Source organism: Streptomyces incarnatus (genome assembly GCF_001027185.1).
GTDB classification, from domain to species: Bacteria; Actinomycetota; Actinomycetes; order Streptomycetales; family Streptomycetaceae; genus Streptomyces; species Streptomyces puniciscabiei.
The window spans coordinates 2,120,096-2,134,650 of record NZ_CP011497.1 but is presented as its reverse complement, the minus strand read 5'-3'; the positions used below and the strand labels follow the sequence as shown (position 1 = coordinate 2,134,650).

Sequence of the window (14,555 nt, the reverse complement as noted above, 5' to 3'; positions counted from 1 at the left end):
CAGTTCGAGCACGCCAAGCACCGCTCCAACGGGCAGGTACTGCCACGTCGCAGCGTGCGAACACCCTAATCGGGGGCACTGACAGTCAGTGCATCATCAGACGAAAAGCCCGGCCAGGACAGGGATTTGTCTCCTCACGGCCAGGTCTTACGAGTCCTTGGGGGATCTTTCCGCGAGCGAGTTGCACACCCTTCACATGATGTAGAACATTCGTTCGGTAAGCGGTCTGCGACACCACGCTTCTGAGTGATTCGGCTAGTGGATCTCGCTGCGTGACTAGGATCGCTTCGTGCTCCTGGTGGAACCCCGGATGCGGGAGGAGCTTTCCACCAGCAGTACATTGGTGTGCGACACGAGCGAGACGGGGTGGCAGATGGTGAACGAGTCCGATGGGTCGGTTATGTCCTATCTTGACTACAATGCCACCGCTCCGATCCGGCCGGAGGCTGCTGCGGCCGTCATCGAAGCCATGCAGACCGTCGGAAACGCCTCAAGCATGCATCAACCGGGACGGCGGGCGGCGCACCGGGTCGACCTTGCTCGTCGACAGCTAGCCGACCTGCTCAACTGCTCACCCGGCGAGATCATCTTCACGTCCGGGGCGACGGAGGCGAACAACCTGGCCCTCCGTGCTGCCTACACGGCTGGAAGTCCGCTCATTACGAGCTCCGTGGAGCATCCTGCTGTGCTGGAGACGGCCCGGACGGTGACCGCCGAGCGGCCCGAGGATCTTGTGCTGCTGCCGGTGGGGGCCGACGGCCTGGTGGATCTGCACGCTCTGGAGCAAGTCTTCGCGGCCCGCAGTGGGGGCGTGGTCTCCTTGATGGCGGCTAACAATGAGACCGGCGTTCTGACCGATCTTCGAGTTGCGGCGAAGGCGGCCCGCGAGGCCGGTGCCCTCCTCCACACGGACGCCACGCAGATGATCGGCCGGCTGCCCGTAGACGTTTCCGAGCTTGATGTCGACCTGCTGTCGTTGTCGGCCCACAAGTTCGGCGGCCCGCAGGGCGTTGGTGCGCTGTACGTGCGGCGCGGGACGTCGCTGCCGCACAGGCCGCTCCTGGTGGGCGGCGGACAGGAGCGTGGCTGGCGTGCCGGCACTTTGAACGTGGCGGGAATCATCGGTCTCGGCGCCGCGGCCGACGCCGCACGACGCCGCCTCGGTGAAGAAGCCAAGCGTGTTGCAACGCTGCGTAATCGCCTCGAGAGTCTGCTGACCGACGCTCTGCCTGAGTGCCGTATCAACGGCAGAAGGGATCAGCGACTCCCTGGCGTGAGCAGTATCACTTTTCCGGGAGTGCCTGCCGATGCTGTCCTGGCCGCCATGCCCGATGTCGCCGCTTCGGAGGGAAGCGCCTGTGCGTCCGGTGCCCCGACGCCGAGCCACGTGCTCCTGGCCATGGGGCTGACTCGGGACGACGCCGACAGCACGATCCGCTTCTCGCTGGGCTACGCGACTACGGACGCCGAAATTGAGTACGCGGCACAGGCTGTCGTACGGGCCGTGACGCAGGTTGGTTCCGCCTTGGCCGCAGCCGATGGTCCTCGTTGACCGTTACCCCGTTTAACACCTCGCTAGAGCAATCGCATAGGACACGGAGAGGTCCCTGATGTCAGACAGCCGGCTTGGGGAAGCCGCCCATTTTTCTTTCGCGCGACATGAGACCTTCGCGCCCCGCTTCGGCTGGCTGCACAAGGCATACATGCAGGTCAAAGACGACCCGAGTGCCTTCCTCGCGGATGACGCGCCGGTGCTGTTCGGCGTGGGCAAAAACATGGTCAACGCCATGCGTTACTGGTCCCGGGCCTTCAAGCTGACGCGCGAGCACTACCCGACGACCGGGGCGCGCTCCAAGTACTCCTACCCGACGTGGGAGGCTCGCTGGCTGCTCGATGAGGATGGCGCAGACCCGTATCTAGAGGAGAACGGCAGCCTGTGGCTGCTGCACTGGTGGCTCGTCTCTTCCCGTCCAGGGGCCAAGTGCTGGGCGCCAACCTGGTACACGGCCTTCCACCTCGCGCCGTTCTCCCGGTTCACGGTGGCCGACATGACTCAGGTCGTCACCCGGCACGTGAACTTCTCCTACAAGGAGAGCCCGGTCGAAGCGTCGATCGTCCGCGATATCGACTGCTTGACCAAGATGTACGCGCGCAGCGCTCCGGAGAAGGCCGGCTCCCCGGGCAGTTATGAGGATCTGCTCGCCTGCCCCTTCCGTGAGCTTGACCTGCTGACCTTCGTCGGCACCCGTGGCAAGCCGGAGTGGCAGTTCACCAGCGGACACCGCACCACGCTGCCGGCGCGCGTCCTGGCCTACGCCTGCCTCGATTACGCCGCTAAGTTCTCCCGCCAGGCCAACTCGATCTCTGTCGCCCGCCTCGCCAACGAGCCAGGTTCCCCGGGGCGCGCATTCCGGGTTCGGGAAAACGAGATCGTCACGGCGCTGCAGAAGGTCGCCGCGGACCACCCACAGCTCAGCCTGACCGAGGCCGTGGGACAGCGCAGCCTTGCCTTCACCGCCGACCCCTTCGACCTGGCCTGGGATGTACTTGACGAGCAGTACGACTTCGTCACCCGCCGCCCAGGCTTCCCGACCCGCGAGGAATGGGCCGGCAAGTTCCCCAAGCTCTCCGAGGCCGAGCAGAAGGAACTCACCGCCAACACCGCCGAAACCACCGAGCCACTCTTTGAGGAGACCGCGTGACCACCGCAACCCCCACGCGGACCCCCAACAGCGCCGCGAACTCCGCCCCGCAGTTCCCCGCCGGCATCGAACTCGTCGGCTCCCAGATGCGCTCGACGAACCTCGAACGCGACGTCACGGACGCCCTGCACGATCCCTACGTCGGCGCCCGGGCAGTCGACGTTCTGGAACGCATCGCCAGCGCCCTTGCCGACCAACGCCGCACCCGCGCCTGGTCCTTCACTGGCCCATACGGATCCGGCAAGTCAACTCTGTCCAACTTCATCGACGCCCTGCTTGGGCGGGACGCCAAGCGGCGCACCGAAGCCGAGCGCATCCTCGACGAGGCCAGCCCTGCCCTCGCACAGCGCCTGGCCGCCGCGCGCGACGCCATCGCCCCCGAAGGATTCCTCGGCGGCGTAGCCACCGCACGCCGTGAACCCCTCGTCGCCACACTCGCCCGGGCCCTGCACACGGCGGCGGAGCGACGCTGGGGCAAGCGCTTCCCGAAGGCTATCGCCGCGGCTCTCGCTGCATGCGCCGATCCGGACAGCGCCGGCGCCAAGGACATCCTCGACGCCGTTACGGCACTGACGGCGGACGGGCAGCAGCCCCTGCTGCTCGTCATCGACGAGTTCGGCAAGACCCTCGAACACCTGGCCAGCCACAACGAGTTCGCCGACGCTCAGAACGACCTGTTCCTTCTGCAGGAACTCGCCGAGAAGTCGGCCGGCCCCAATGGGCTGCCCGTCTACGTGATGACTCTGCAGCACCTCTCGTTCATGGACTACGCCTCACGGTCCAGCGAACTGAAGACCCGCGAATGGGCCAAGATTCAGGGCCGTTTCGAAGACATCACCTTTGTGCCCCACCACGGTGACTCCCTGCACCTGCTGCGTCGCCGCCTCGACCACTCAGCCGTCAGCCGCGCGGGCAAAGCCTTGATTGCCGCATCGGCCCACGCCTCCGCGGAGATTTGGTCGGAGCATGGTCTCGGGGTCCTGGCTGAGCTTGGTCCGGAACACTTCGCCGACCTCTATCCGTTGCATCCGATCACGGCCCTCGCCGCACCGATTCTCGCTGCCCAGATCGGCCAACACGACCGCAGTCTCTCAGGCTTCCTCAACAGCGGCGAACCCAATACCGTCCGCCACTCGCTGGCGCGGTACAGCAAAGAGGAAGTAGACCATGCCAGCACGGTGCGGCTGCCGCAGCTGTACGACTACTTCCTCAACTCCGGACGCACCACCCTGCTCGCTTCCGCCAACGCGAGCCGGTGGATCGAGGTCGATGGGCGCATCCGGGACGCCAACGGCCTCCCGGACGCCGATCAAGGCATTCTGAAGACGATCGGTGTCCTCAACCTGATCGACTCCGACGGGGCCCTCAGCGCTACCGCCCCGATGATCCACTTTGCTCTCCACGATCCCACCGACGTCGCCGACCCCGACGCCTTCACGGTGCTCGAAGAACGGCTCGCCGACCTCGTCCGCCGGGGTTTCGTAGTCCATCGCGAGTTCAGTGGCGAGTACCGGGTCTGGCAGGGCACGGACGTCGACATCGACGGCCGACTGAAGGAAATCATCAGCCACTTCGATGATGCCTCGGTCATCGACCGTCTCGGTGGGCTCGTCCCGCAGGCATTCGTGGCCGGCCGTCACAGCCAGGTCACCGGCATGATGCGTGTGTTCTACACCGCGGTCAGCGGTCCGGAGACCAAGACAGTCGCTGCCCCAGACGAGCTGAGGGAGCCTGCCGACGGTCTCGTCGTCTTCCACCTCGGCACCCAGGCCAACCGGCCGAACGTCGATTCGCCCCTGCCCGTGCTCGTCGGTACCACGCCGCAGCCGGACGTGGTGCTCACGACGGCCACCTACCTGGTCGCGCTCAAGGAACTGAGCAACGACCAGGGCCTCGACCACGTCGCCCGGCGGGAAGTCACCGAGCGGATCGTGCAGGCCGAGGCGGAGCTGCTGGAGCTGATGCAGGACGCCTTCTACCCGCCGTCCTCGGACGCATCGTGGAGCCTGTGGCACAGTGGCATTGCCCCGGGCGAAGAACCCGCAGCCTCCAACCTGACGGCCCGGAGCCTCAGCGGACTGGTCTCCCTGGCCTGCGAGTCGGTGTACCCGCACACGCCGCACATTCGCAACGAGATGCTCGGGCGCCACGTCCTGACCAGCCAGGCCGCCCAGGCCCGCGGCATACTGCTGACGGCCATGCTCTCGGCATCCGGGCAGAAGAACCTTGGTTTCAAAGACGGTTACAAGCCCGAGCGCGCCATGTACAGCGGCGCACTTGCCTACCTCGGACTGCACCGCGAAAACGGTGTGGCCCAGGCCGAGAGCCAGCAGGAAAGCCTGCTTCCGTACGGCTTCTCGTCGCCTGGCGAGGGCCACGAGCACGCCCAGCCCGCCTGGAACGCGCTGAACGAGGTACTCACCGACGCCACCGAACGACTGAGTATCGAGGAGGTCATTCGGACCCTGATGAGCCCGCCCTTCGGGCTCAAGGCCGGAGTAATCCCGGTGTTCCTAGTGCCAGCGCTCGTCATCCGCCGGCACGATGTCGCCTTGTTCGAGGAAGGTACCTACCTGCCCCGACTGACCGTTGACGTGGTCGAGCGCCTCGTCAAGGGCCCGGGACGCTTCTCCGTGAAGTACACGCCGGCCGGAGATGGCCAGCGCGGCAGCATCATCAAGAAACTGATGGTCTCCCTCGGCGTGGAAGCTCCACGCTCCAAGGCTCTGCGCAACCCCGACCTGCTCGCGGTCGCCAGCGCATTGATCACCCGGGTGGCCGACCTCAACAAGTACGCGCGCACCACCAAGAACATCTCCGCCGATGCCCGCGCCGTTCGCGCCACCATCGCCAAGGCGGTAGACCCCGACGAGCTGGTCTTCCACGCACTGCCCAAGGCTCTTGGCCTGCCCGAGGTCCCGGCACGCACGCGCACCAACGCAGAAGCGGCGAACACCTATGTCGAACGCCTCACTGCGGCAGCGGACGAGCTCGTCGCGATCGAGAGTCGGCTGCGCGCGGAGGTCGTCCGAGTCCTGGCCAAGGAGTTCCGCCTGCCGACCGAACTGTCTGAGCTGCGCACTCAGCTGGCGGCCCGGCTGCGAGGCTTCGCGGACGCTGTACTGACACCAGACCTGCGGGGCTTCGTCGACTTCGTCCTCAGTGACAGCCTGGAAGACGACGACTGGCTGGAACCAATCGTCGTACGCCTCACCAACTCCGCTCTCGGCGACTGGGACGACCACGAAGCCAAGGTCTTCCCACAGAAGGCCCGGGCGATGGCTGCAGCTCTGGATCGCGTAGGACACCTGCACCACGCCGGACGCGAGGTCCGGAGTCGGGAAGAGAAACTCGACGCCCAGTTGTTGACCTTGACCGACAGCGCCGGCGTGGAGCAGCGCACGCTGATCTACGTACCCGAGCAGGCACGCGGCGAGGCCGACACGCTCGCTGCGGACGTCCTGAAGCGGGCGGAGAAGGCACTGGGGCCGGACGGTGCACGGATCCTTCTCGCTGCCCTCGCCCAGCGCGTTACCGAAGCCGCGACAGCGGCGAGTGAAAGGAAGGCACAGGGATGACCGACGAAGCCGACACCAAGAAGGTCCGGCACGTGCTCGGCATCTCCGGTGGCAAGGACTCGTCTGCGCTCGCCGTCTACATGCGTGACCGAGTCCCGGAGATGGAGTACTTCTTCTGCGACACCGGCGCCGAGCTGCCTGAGACCTACGAGTACCTCAACCGGCTCGAGGCCGCGCTGGGCAAGTCGATCGTGCGGCTCAACGCCGACCGCGACTTCGACCACTGGATGGAGGTCTACCAGGGCACCCTTCCCAGCCCGCAGATGCGCTGGTGCACCAAGAACCTCAAGATCAAGCCTCTGGAGGACTGGGTCGGCGACGACAAGGTCATCTCCTACGTCGCCATCCGCGCCGACGAAAACCGCCTCGGCTACGTCAGCACAAAGCCGAACATCGAAGCCGTCTTCCCCTTCCGAGAGGATGGCATCGACAAGGACGGCGTCATGCGGATCCTGGACGAGGCCGGCATCGGCCTGCCCGACTACTACGAGTGGCGCACCCGCTCTGGCTGCTACTTCTGCTTCTTCCAGCGCAAGCACGAGTGGGTCGGCCTCAAGGAGCGCCACCCCGACCTGTTCGAACGGGCCATAGAGTACGAGGAGAAGGTCCGGTACCGGCACACCGCCATGAAGGGGCGCAACTACACCTGGTCGCAAGGTGAATCCCTTCAAGAGCTGATCGAGCGCAAGGAAGAGATCGAGGCCAAGCACCAGGCGGCCTTGGAGCGCGCTGCCAAGCGCGTCAAGCCCAACCGGCCCCTCCTGGAAGTCCTCACCGACGCCCTCGACTCCGATGACGACGAGGCAGGCTGCTCCGTTTGCCACCTCTAGCCAGGTGACCCCCGGTCACTTGACCGGGCAGAGGCCCGCCTTGTGGACGTACCGCGAGGCGGGCCTTTTCCATGGCTCTCTGAGTGGCTGTCAGTCCTACCTGTCACACTAGATGTGCCAGAGCCGCAGAGTCGTGTACGGGGGGCTATCTGCATGTCGGTTTCGAGCATGACCGGTCGAGACGCGCTGACCCGCATGGTGCAGAGGCACCGTGAGGAGGACAGCCCGGGGTTGCCCATCGAGGTCGGTCTGCTGCGGATGCTGGACGGGGAGAGCTGCCGACAACTTGATCAAGACCTCCGCGAGTTCGCCTCGCCGTGGGAAGTTCACCAGGCCACTGATACCCTCGCGCCCGCCCTCCCTGACGAACCGGGCTTGTACATGTTCGTCTGGCGGCCTCAATTCCAGTTCGCGGTCGATAGCCGTCCTACCTACGGAAGCTTCCCGCAGCTCCTCTATGTCGGGCAGGCGGGAGCCTCCAGGTCCGACTCCGGTAACACCATTCGGCAGCGCTACAAGGAGTACCGCAGGTATTTGCGCGCCAATCCCGAGAGCTTGTGGACCGACAGTGAACCAAAGACCAGAGAGCAGCGGTTGAGTCGCTATCTTCCGCTGCGCCCCATGGAGTTCTGGTGCACCACGGTGACGGACCGAAACCGGATCCGGGGGCTAGAGAAAAGGCTCATCCGGTTGTGGAACCCCCCTCTTAACGACTCTGATCGCCCCAAACTGCGTGGGCGTCTCGGTGTTCCCCGAGCCGCCTGGACGTCCTGACCGCCGCAGCATAAGAAGAGGTATCTATGCCCTCCAAGACGTTCGTTCCTGCCTTCGAAGCCAAGGTGGGGAACTGGAAGTACTACTCGTGCCTTATGAGCTACGCGGCGGTGGCACGGGAAATTAGCTTCGCGCACGAGCTAGGTGGCAACCAGGACCTGGGGACGATGATTCAGCGCGGCGTTGGAGCGCGCACGGCTGAAATCACCGACTACCTATTGACGAACGAGAACCGATTTCTCGGGGCCATTATTGTCGCGGCCTGGGGAGGCGCTCCGGAGTACATCCCGCTGGAGATGGAGAAGAATTCTGAGTACGGTGATGTTCTCGCTGGCGTGGACCGCAACTTTGGAGTTCTAACCTTTGACGGCACCCACCAGTTCTTCGCGCTGGACGGCCAGCATCGTTTGAAAGCTATCAAGGACGCGGTCAAGCGGAACCCGGAGTTGGGGCGCGAGGACATCAGTGTGATTGTGGTTCCGCATTTCGATGACGAAGCGGGACGCCGTAGGACCCGACGTCTCTTCACCAATATCAACCGCAACGCTGTCAAGACCACCGCACAAGAGAATATCGCCCTCGATGAGGACGATGGTTTTGCGATTCTGACCCGCCGCCTGCTCGACGACCATGAGTTTCTTGGGCGAAAGGGCGTGGTGCAGGTCTTCAGTAAAGTGGGCAACGAGGGTGAACTTAAGCTCGCTACCCGCCAGGTGGGTGTAACTGGCACCGCGTGGACGACGATCGGGGTTCTGTACGATCTGCTCACGGACTTGGGTTTCGGTCTGCATGAGAGCATGAACAAGACCTCTCAGCGAGCAACGGACGACATCCTTGACGAAAGTTACGAGGTACTCGCCAAGCGCATTGATGAGCTGCTCGCTGCTTGCGGGAACATGCGGGAGCGCTATGAGGCGCACGCGGCGCCTAAGGATCTCCGTGCGCCTAAGGGTCGAGATGGGGATGGGCATCCCTTCATGCGCCCCGCTGTCCAGGTCCAGGTCGTCCGAGCTGCCCGTCACATCATCGAGCAGAATCTCCTGGATTGGCCGGAGCTCCTGCGCCGCTTGAGTGAATTGGACTGGAAGATGACTTCTGCGCCGTTCTCGGCAGTGTGGCAGGAAACTCCGGATGGAAGCCGGAAGGGAAAAATGATTCCGGCCAAGGACAACAACCAGGCTCTTTACGAACTGCTACTCGTCCATCTCGCCCCGGCTTCTCGTGCACAGATCGACCGCGCCATCCGTACATACCGGACGGTGAAGAACGAGCGCTACGCCGTGTCGGCTGATGAGCTGGCGCGACGGCTGCCCCTCGCTGAGTAGGTAGCCAACTCTTTTCCCAGGTGCGTTGCCCGCCGTTCTGCTGGCCAGGCCGGGGTCTGAGTGGTCTGCCCAACGGATGCCCGTGCAGCACCGTGTGCGCTACACAACGCGCATGCCCCCGCGGTATCCCCGTCCGCGGGGGCATACGCGTTTCCGTAAGTTCTACCTGGCTGATGCCACTGCCGGTCAGCGTCGCTGATGTGGGAGATCGTCAGCCCACAGTGCCAGATAGGTCTCGCGAGTTGCTGCTTCGAGTAGGCCAGGGTGCTCATCGATGTCGAGCCGGGGTTCCTGGTGGGTGGGTAGGAGGTCGCGCCACTGGCGCTCAGCTTCGTACGCGTCGCGCAGGCGTTCTCGGACGAGGTCGCGCTCCTCCTCCTGTGCTTCGCGAAAGACACGCCTTTGAGTACGGCGGCGTTGCTCCTCGGCCTCTTCGTCGGCTGGCTCGTCCGCGATGCGCTGGTCCTCGGCACGTAGGCCCGGCGTCCGCTCCGCGATCAGCTGGTCCTCTCGGTGGAGCTGCTCGCAGGTGGAAAACAGGCGACGCGACATGCCCAGTTGCACTTCGGTGCCGGGAATGCGGCAGGTGAGGAAGTCGTCCAGGCCGACGTCACGTGCGTGAAAGCGGAGTGTCTCTTGATCTTCTTGCGTGGTCTCGGCGCGTACATGAGCGCGTAGCTCATGCGTGGCTGGATCGCGTTCCAGGGGCGTGGTCAGACCGACGAGGGTGCGTCGGCGGGTGGAGCGGTCCGCAGGAAGGCCAACGCTGCGCAGCCGCGAGGGAGGGATGGATCGCAGGACAAGGTAGGTCAGCATCTGCGCGCGGGCAGCGATGAGGAGGGCGTCGTCGCTATCGGCGAGGTGGTCCTCGGCTGTACTGGGCGCCGTGGGGGTGCTGTGGCCGCCGGCCGATTGTGCGGGCTGGCCCTGGTGATGGTCGTGGTCGATGGTCAGGAACAGATCCCCTTGAGGCTGTACGGACGCACCGCACAGAATGCGGCGATGCGCGTAGGCGCGCAGCACTTTGCTGCCCTCTTCGAGCTGCTCCCACCCCTCGACGAGCCGCTTCTTGCGGACATCGCCGCCCTTGGCCTCGATCAGCCAATACGCGTTCTCGGCCTCATGGAGACCCCACAGGTCCGGGAGCGTGCGGGTCGGGTCCTTAAAGTCGTTGGTCAGGGCGGGGATGGGGCCCCGTCCTCAAGGTGCCAGGTCTGCCCGAGACCCATGAGCGATCGGCAGACCCACTCAGCCATGGTCATGCCCAAGCCATATCCGAGCATGCTTTTGGCGGTTCGTTCGGTGCCGTGCTCGTACACGACGTTCACGGTCAGACGTCGGCCGGAGCTGTGTGGGAGGGGATGCTTCAGGGCGACGTTATGCATGCCGAGGTAGGCGTACAAGGGAGCGACGCGAGCCACCAGTTCACCCCGCCAGCTGCGGCACGTGGTGCAGCCAAGGCACAACGTCCCTGCCCACCTCGGTGGCTGCTTTCACTATCTCCCGCCACGTGGTCGTCGGCAGGTACCAGCCGTCCTTCGCCGGGAACACGCCCGGTGAGGACCATGCTTGGTGGCTGGCGGTGCGCCACTTCTGATAAGGCCGTTTCGCAGGCCCGCCGCGGAAGAGCACTGGTACGTCCACGCTGTCGCAGAAGGTCTGGGGCGGGGCATCATTCATATCTGCGAAAGTCACCAGGACACTGTCGCAGGGACGCCTTGCACCGAGACGTCAGTCGCCAGTTATTAACACGCCGTGGCACGCACTGAGGATGGTGGGCTGCGTGTTCACATTTTTCCAGTCGGCATGTGTTGTGAGGAACAAAGGCCGCGAGGGGCCGGGTGGGCCCGGACGTAACGTCTCACAGCATCTTCACAGGCCGAAGCCCCTCGCGGAAACAATCCCGGGCCCGCCCGGCGTTGTGGATCACCGAGCCGAGGAGGGGGAGGTGTCGGGCCTGAAGCTGTTCCACACGACGATGAGCGGCGCGACCGAGGTCGCGCCGCGTCTTGCTGAGACCGAGGCAGATGTGCAGGGTCTGGTCGAGACACACATGGAGACGCTTCTGGGCGTCCAGTTTCTGGCGAGCGAGTACAGCACTGGACCTGTACATGGGGGCAGGATTGATTCGCTCGGTCTGGACGAGAACGGATCGCCCGTCGTTGTGGAGTACAAGCGCGGTCTCGACGCCGGCGTCATCAACCAAGGGCTGTTCTACCTGAGCTGGCTCGTGGACCACCGAGCAGAGTTCGAGCACCTGATCCGCGACCGGCTCGGGGCCACGGCCGCGGCCCAGGTGCTCTGGAGCAGCCCGAGGTTGATCTGTATCGCCGGGGACTTCACCCGCTACGACGTGCACGCCTTGCGCGAGCACCGGCGCAGCATTGACCTGGTCCGCTACCGGTTCTTCGGCAGGGACCTGCTCGGCCTTGAGACCATGGCCTCCGTCAGCGGCAGGGCGCCGGCCGTGCGACGGGTGCGCAGGCGATCGACCGTACTGGCGGTGAAGGGCGGCCAGAGCACGGCGCTAGACGAACTGGCGCAGGCACTGGACGAGACACTGCTCGGTCTCGGTGATGGCGTGAACTGCGTTCAGCGTAAGACGTATCGGGCGTACCAGCGTCTGCGGAACTTTGCCTGCGCCTGCCCGCCGCAGAAGACCAAGCTCCTTGTCTACCTCAAGGTAGATCCGAAGGAGGTCGATCTGGTGCCCGGCTTCACCCGGGACGTGACGGGTCTCGGTCATCACGGGACGGGTGACCTTGAGGTGCAGCTGCGCACGCTTCAGGACCTGGATCGAGCGCAAGACCTATTCCGTGCCAGCTACGCGGCTGCCTGAGTCAACGTGGGCGTCGATGGAGGGCGTGGTCATACGGAGGGGGTTCCTTCTGCCGACGGCCGCACCGGTTGGGTCGGCCGCCGGAAACGTCGGGTCAGCGAGCGATGCGGCTGGTGGGTGGGGCTGTGGTGGGCGGCGGGCCGGCGCGCGGCGCCATCCTGGCCGTGCGGCGCGGGGACCAAGTTGTTGGCGTGGAGGTTGTGGCGTGGTGCCACCGGGCGCGAATGGCGGTCAGTTCGGCGAGGGCTCGGCGGCTGCCGACGACGAGTTGGTAGGGCGTGTTGGCTGGGTCGTCGGTGAACGCGATGATGCGGCGGCCGACGTGGTGGGCAGTGGTAAGCACAGACCGGTGCAGTATGCGCTCGCCGAGGTAGGGCGCGGACACGTCTGGTTCGGCAAGGAAGGTGAGTAGGTCCCGAGGGTCGTCCGCGGCGCTCAGGGCACCGCGCTGCTGGGCCTCCCATATGACGGTAACGGGGTCGACTGGCACGTCACGGCCTACAAGCGTGGTGAGGCACTGCCAGAGCCCTGCGTGCAGGGGGTGGGTGAAGTCCTCGGGGGTCAGCCAGCGCATCGGCTCGACTTCGGCCGGGCGCGCCGTGCACGTGGCGAGCAGCAGCCGCTCCTCCTGGGCGGCTTCGTCGCCGTCGTGCGGGAGTGCCGGCGGTGGTGCGGCAGCACGGGGCAGGGGCCCGGAGTTCGCTGGGAAGGCGGCGGCTATGTCGTCCACGACGGAGGCGAGGGTGTCGGCCTCGGCCAGTGCGGCCTGCACGGGGTGTGGGAGCGAGGCGTCCTGTGCCGTGTGCACCAGGCGGGCGGCGGCCTTGCGCAGGCGGCAGCGGGCGGATTCGGCCGCGATGATCCGGGCGTACGCGGGCGTGTGGCGGGGGTTGGGACATGTGCTGACGAGTCCGTGCAGGTGTGCGGCGGTCAGTCCGCGTGCCTGCTCGCGCGCAGTGGTGAGCACCTTGCCGAGCCAGACGATGTGCTCGGTGCGCTCGGCCAGGCCCGAGAGTGATTGCGCACGCAGTGCGGCGAACGCGGCGGTGTAGTCGGTGGCCTCGGCCAGGGCGGGGGCGGGGATGGCGCAGATCGCTGCGAACACCGCGGCGTGCGCCGCGGTGGAGAACGCTTCTGGGCTGATCCCAGTTACGTCAGCGAGGTGCTGCGGGTCAGACAGGAGGGCGCCGAGTAGAGCTTGCTCGGCGTAGTACACCGGGGGCCACGGTGTGGTGGTGGCAAGATCGTCCTTGTCGGGTTGCGGGGTGCGGGGCATCAGGCGGCCAGAGTGAAGTCGTCGGTGTTGAGTGGGACGTTCAGGTGTGGAGCGAGAAGGTGGGCGGCCAACCGGGGCGGGACGGCGTTGCCGATCTGGGAGAACTGCTGGCCCTTGTTGCCCTGCCAGGGGTAGTCGACCGGGAAGGACTGCAGGACCCCCGCCTCCCGGGCTGTGATCCGGATCGGTTCCGGCACCGCCACGTTCAGGGGTACGGGAGCGGCGGGTTCGGCAACCCAGGTGCATTCGTTCGCGCGGTGCCCGAAGAACAGTGTCCCGGCTGGCTCGTCCACCCGTCGCACGGTGGCGTTGGCCTGGTTGTTGCTCCGCAAGGACCACGCCCAGCGGTGCGCTTCAGCGGTGCTCGTCTGCGTTGAGCAGTCGACCGGCTGGTCGGTTCGACGGCTGTGTCTGGCGGCCCCGGCCGGGTGTGGGGTCCAGGTGCCGCGAGCGCGGGCGTCGGTGAGGGTCTTGCGGGCGCCGGAGGGGAAGGGTTCGGGGCCGCCTCCTGGTCCGCCCCCGGCGCACACGGTGGGCACCGGGCCGTCGGTCCGGCCCCAGCCCAGAGCTTCGGCCATCGACACCCACCGTGCGCGGCCGGGACCGAACAACGATTCGGGCTCGGCGACCTGGGCGTGTGTGGGCGGCGGCGGCTCGGCGGTACGGACGCGGGAGGCAAGGAGGATCGCACGGCGGCGGGTCTGGGGGACGCCGTAGTCGGCGGCGTTCAGGATTCCGGTCCACACGGAGAAGCCCCAGGTACGCAGCACCGCGGCGTACTGCTTCCACAGCGGCAGGACGTCGGGGACCTCCTCCATGGCCACCCACTCCGGCTCGCCCACCGCATTCAGGGCGTGCAGGTAGCGCATGGGCTCGGCCGCGAGCAGCGAGCGGGGGTCAGCGCATGCGGAGAGCAGCTGTTCGCGGGTGTCGCGGCCGGCGGCGAGGTCGGTGACGGCCTGGTGGACGAGGAGCTGGTCGACCAGGCCGAGGCGTTTGCCGGCCATCGACCACGCCTGGCACGGCGGGGAGGCGATCAGCCCGAGGACGCGACCGGAGAAGATCCATACCGGATAGCGGGCGACATCGGTCTGGATGGTCAACTGCCCAGCGCGGGCGCGGGTTTTGCAGGCCCATGTGTCCCATTCCAGGCCGACGTCGCGGGCCCCGAGGACGGAGAGGGCGTGGCTCCACCCGCCGGGGCCGGCGAACAGGTCGAGGATTATCCGTC

The 14,555-nt window shown here is 66.0% G+C and carries 9 protein-coding genes; 6 read left to right on the top strand and 3 right to left on the bottom strand.

All coding sequences use genetic code 11. From position 1 onward, the window contains the following. Window positions 1-289: 289 nt before the first annotated feature. From ABB07_RS09475 to ABB07_RS09455, 5 genes are all read left to right on the top strand, one after another. Entirely contained in the window at window positions 290-1,552 is a 1,263-nt protein-coding gene (locus ABB07_RS09475) for a cysteine desulfurase family protein (RefSeq protein WP_244189298.1), read from the top strand. 58 nt (window positions 1,553-1,610) lie between these two features. Continuing rightward, window positions 1,611-2,702 carry a DUF4007 family protein gene (locus tag ABB07_RS09470; protein WP_208898295.1) on the top strand — a complete coding sequence of 364 codons (1,092 nt, stop codon included), beginning with the start codon at window positions 1,611-1,613 and terminating at the stop codon, window positions 2,700-2,702. Further along, the gene (locus ABB07_RS09465; protein ID WP_244189297.1) at window positions 2,699-6,280 is read left to right on the top strand and encodes an ATP-binding protein; all 3,582 of its coding nucleotides are present in this window, start codon (window positions 2,699-2,701) and stop codon (window positions 6,278-6,280) included. Before ABB07_RS09470 ends, ABB07_RS09465 begins: the two co-directional genes overlap by 4 nt. Continuing rightward, window positions 6,277-7,110, top strand: a complete 834-nt coding sequence (locus ABB07_RS09460; protein WP_208898294.1) for a phosphoadenosine phosphosulfate reductase family protein — start codon at window positions 6,277-6,279, stop codon at window positions 7,108-7,110. Before ABB07_RS09465 ends, ABB07_RS09460 begins: the two co-directional genes overlap by 4 nt. Window positions 7,111-7,910: 800 nt before the next feature. Further along, on the top strand, window positions 7,911-9,209 hold the full coding sequence (locus ABB07_RS09455; RefSeq protein WP_208898293.1) for a DGQHR domain-containing protein: 1,299 nt from the start codon (window positions 7,911-7,913) through the stop codon (window positions 9,207-9,209). A 186-nt stretch (window positions 9,210-9,395) separates the two neighbouring features. Here ABB07_RS09455 and ABB07_RS40685 read toward each other — a convergent pair whose 3' ends face one another. Next, on the bottom strand, window positions 9,396-10,232 hold the full coding sequence (locus ABB07_RS40685; protein WP_244189296.1) for a hypothetical protein: 837 nt from the start codon (window positions 10,230-10,232) through the stop codon (window positions 9,396-9,398). Between the two features lie 925 nt (window positions 10,233-11,157). Between ABB07_RS40685 and ABB07_RS09445 the strand changes: the two genes are divergently transcribed. Further along, on the top strand, window positions 11,158-12,048 hold the full coding sequence (locus ABB07_RS09445; protein ID WP_208898292.1) for a DUF5655 domain-containing protein: 891 nt from the start codon (window positions 11,158-11,160) through the stop codon (window positions 12,046-12,048). A gap of 94 nt (window positions 12,049-12,142) precedes the next feature. Here ABB07_RS09445 and ABB07_RS09440 read toward each other — a convergent pair whose 3' ends face one another. Then, entirely contained in the window at window positions 12,143-13,324 is a 1,182-nt protein-coding gene (locus tag ABB07_RS09440; protein ID WP_208898291.1) for a DnaB-like helicase N-terminal domain-containing protein, read from the bottom strand. After that, on the bottom strand, window positions 13,324-14,550 hold the full coding sequence (locus ABB07_RS09435; protein WP_208903365.1) for a DNA cytosine methyltransferase: 1,227 nt from the start codon (window positions 14,548-14,550) through the stop codon (window positions 13,324-13,326). The genes ABB07_RS09440 and ABB07_RS09435 overlap by 1 nt, the downstream gene beginning before the upstream one ends. Between the last annotated feature and the right edge of the window lie 5 nt (window positions 14,551-14,555).

Excerpts from the sequence above, each read along its gene's own strand:
- ABB07_RS09470 (WP_208898295.1), top strand. The coding sequence starts at position 1,611 with ATGTCAGACAGCCGGCTTGGGGAAGCCGCCCATTTTTCTTTCGCGCGA.
- ABB07_RS09460 (WP_208898294.1), top strand. The coding sequence starts at position 6,277 with ATGACCGACGAAGCCGACACCAAGAAGGTCCGGCACGTGCTCGGCATC.
- ABB07_RS09455 (WP_208898293.1), top strand. The coding sequence starts at position 7,911 with ATGCCCTCCAAGACGTTCGTTCCTGCCTTCGAAGCCAAGGTGGGGAAC.
- ABB07_RS09440 (WP_208898291.1), bottom strand. The coding sequence starts at position 13,324 with ATGCCCCGCACCCCGCAACCCGACAAGGACGATCTTGCCACCACCACA.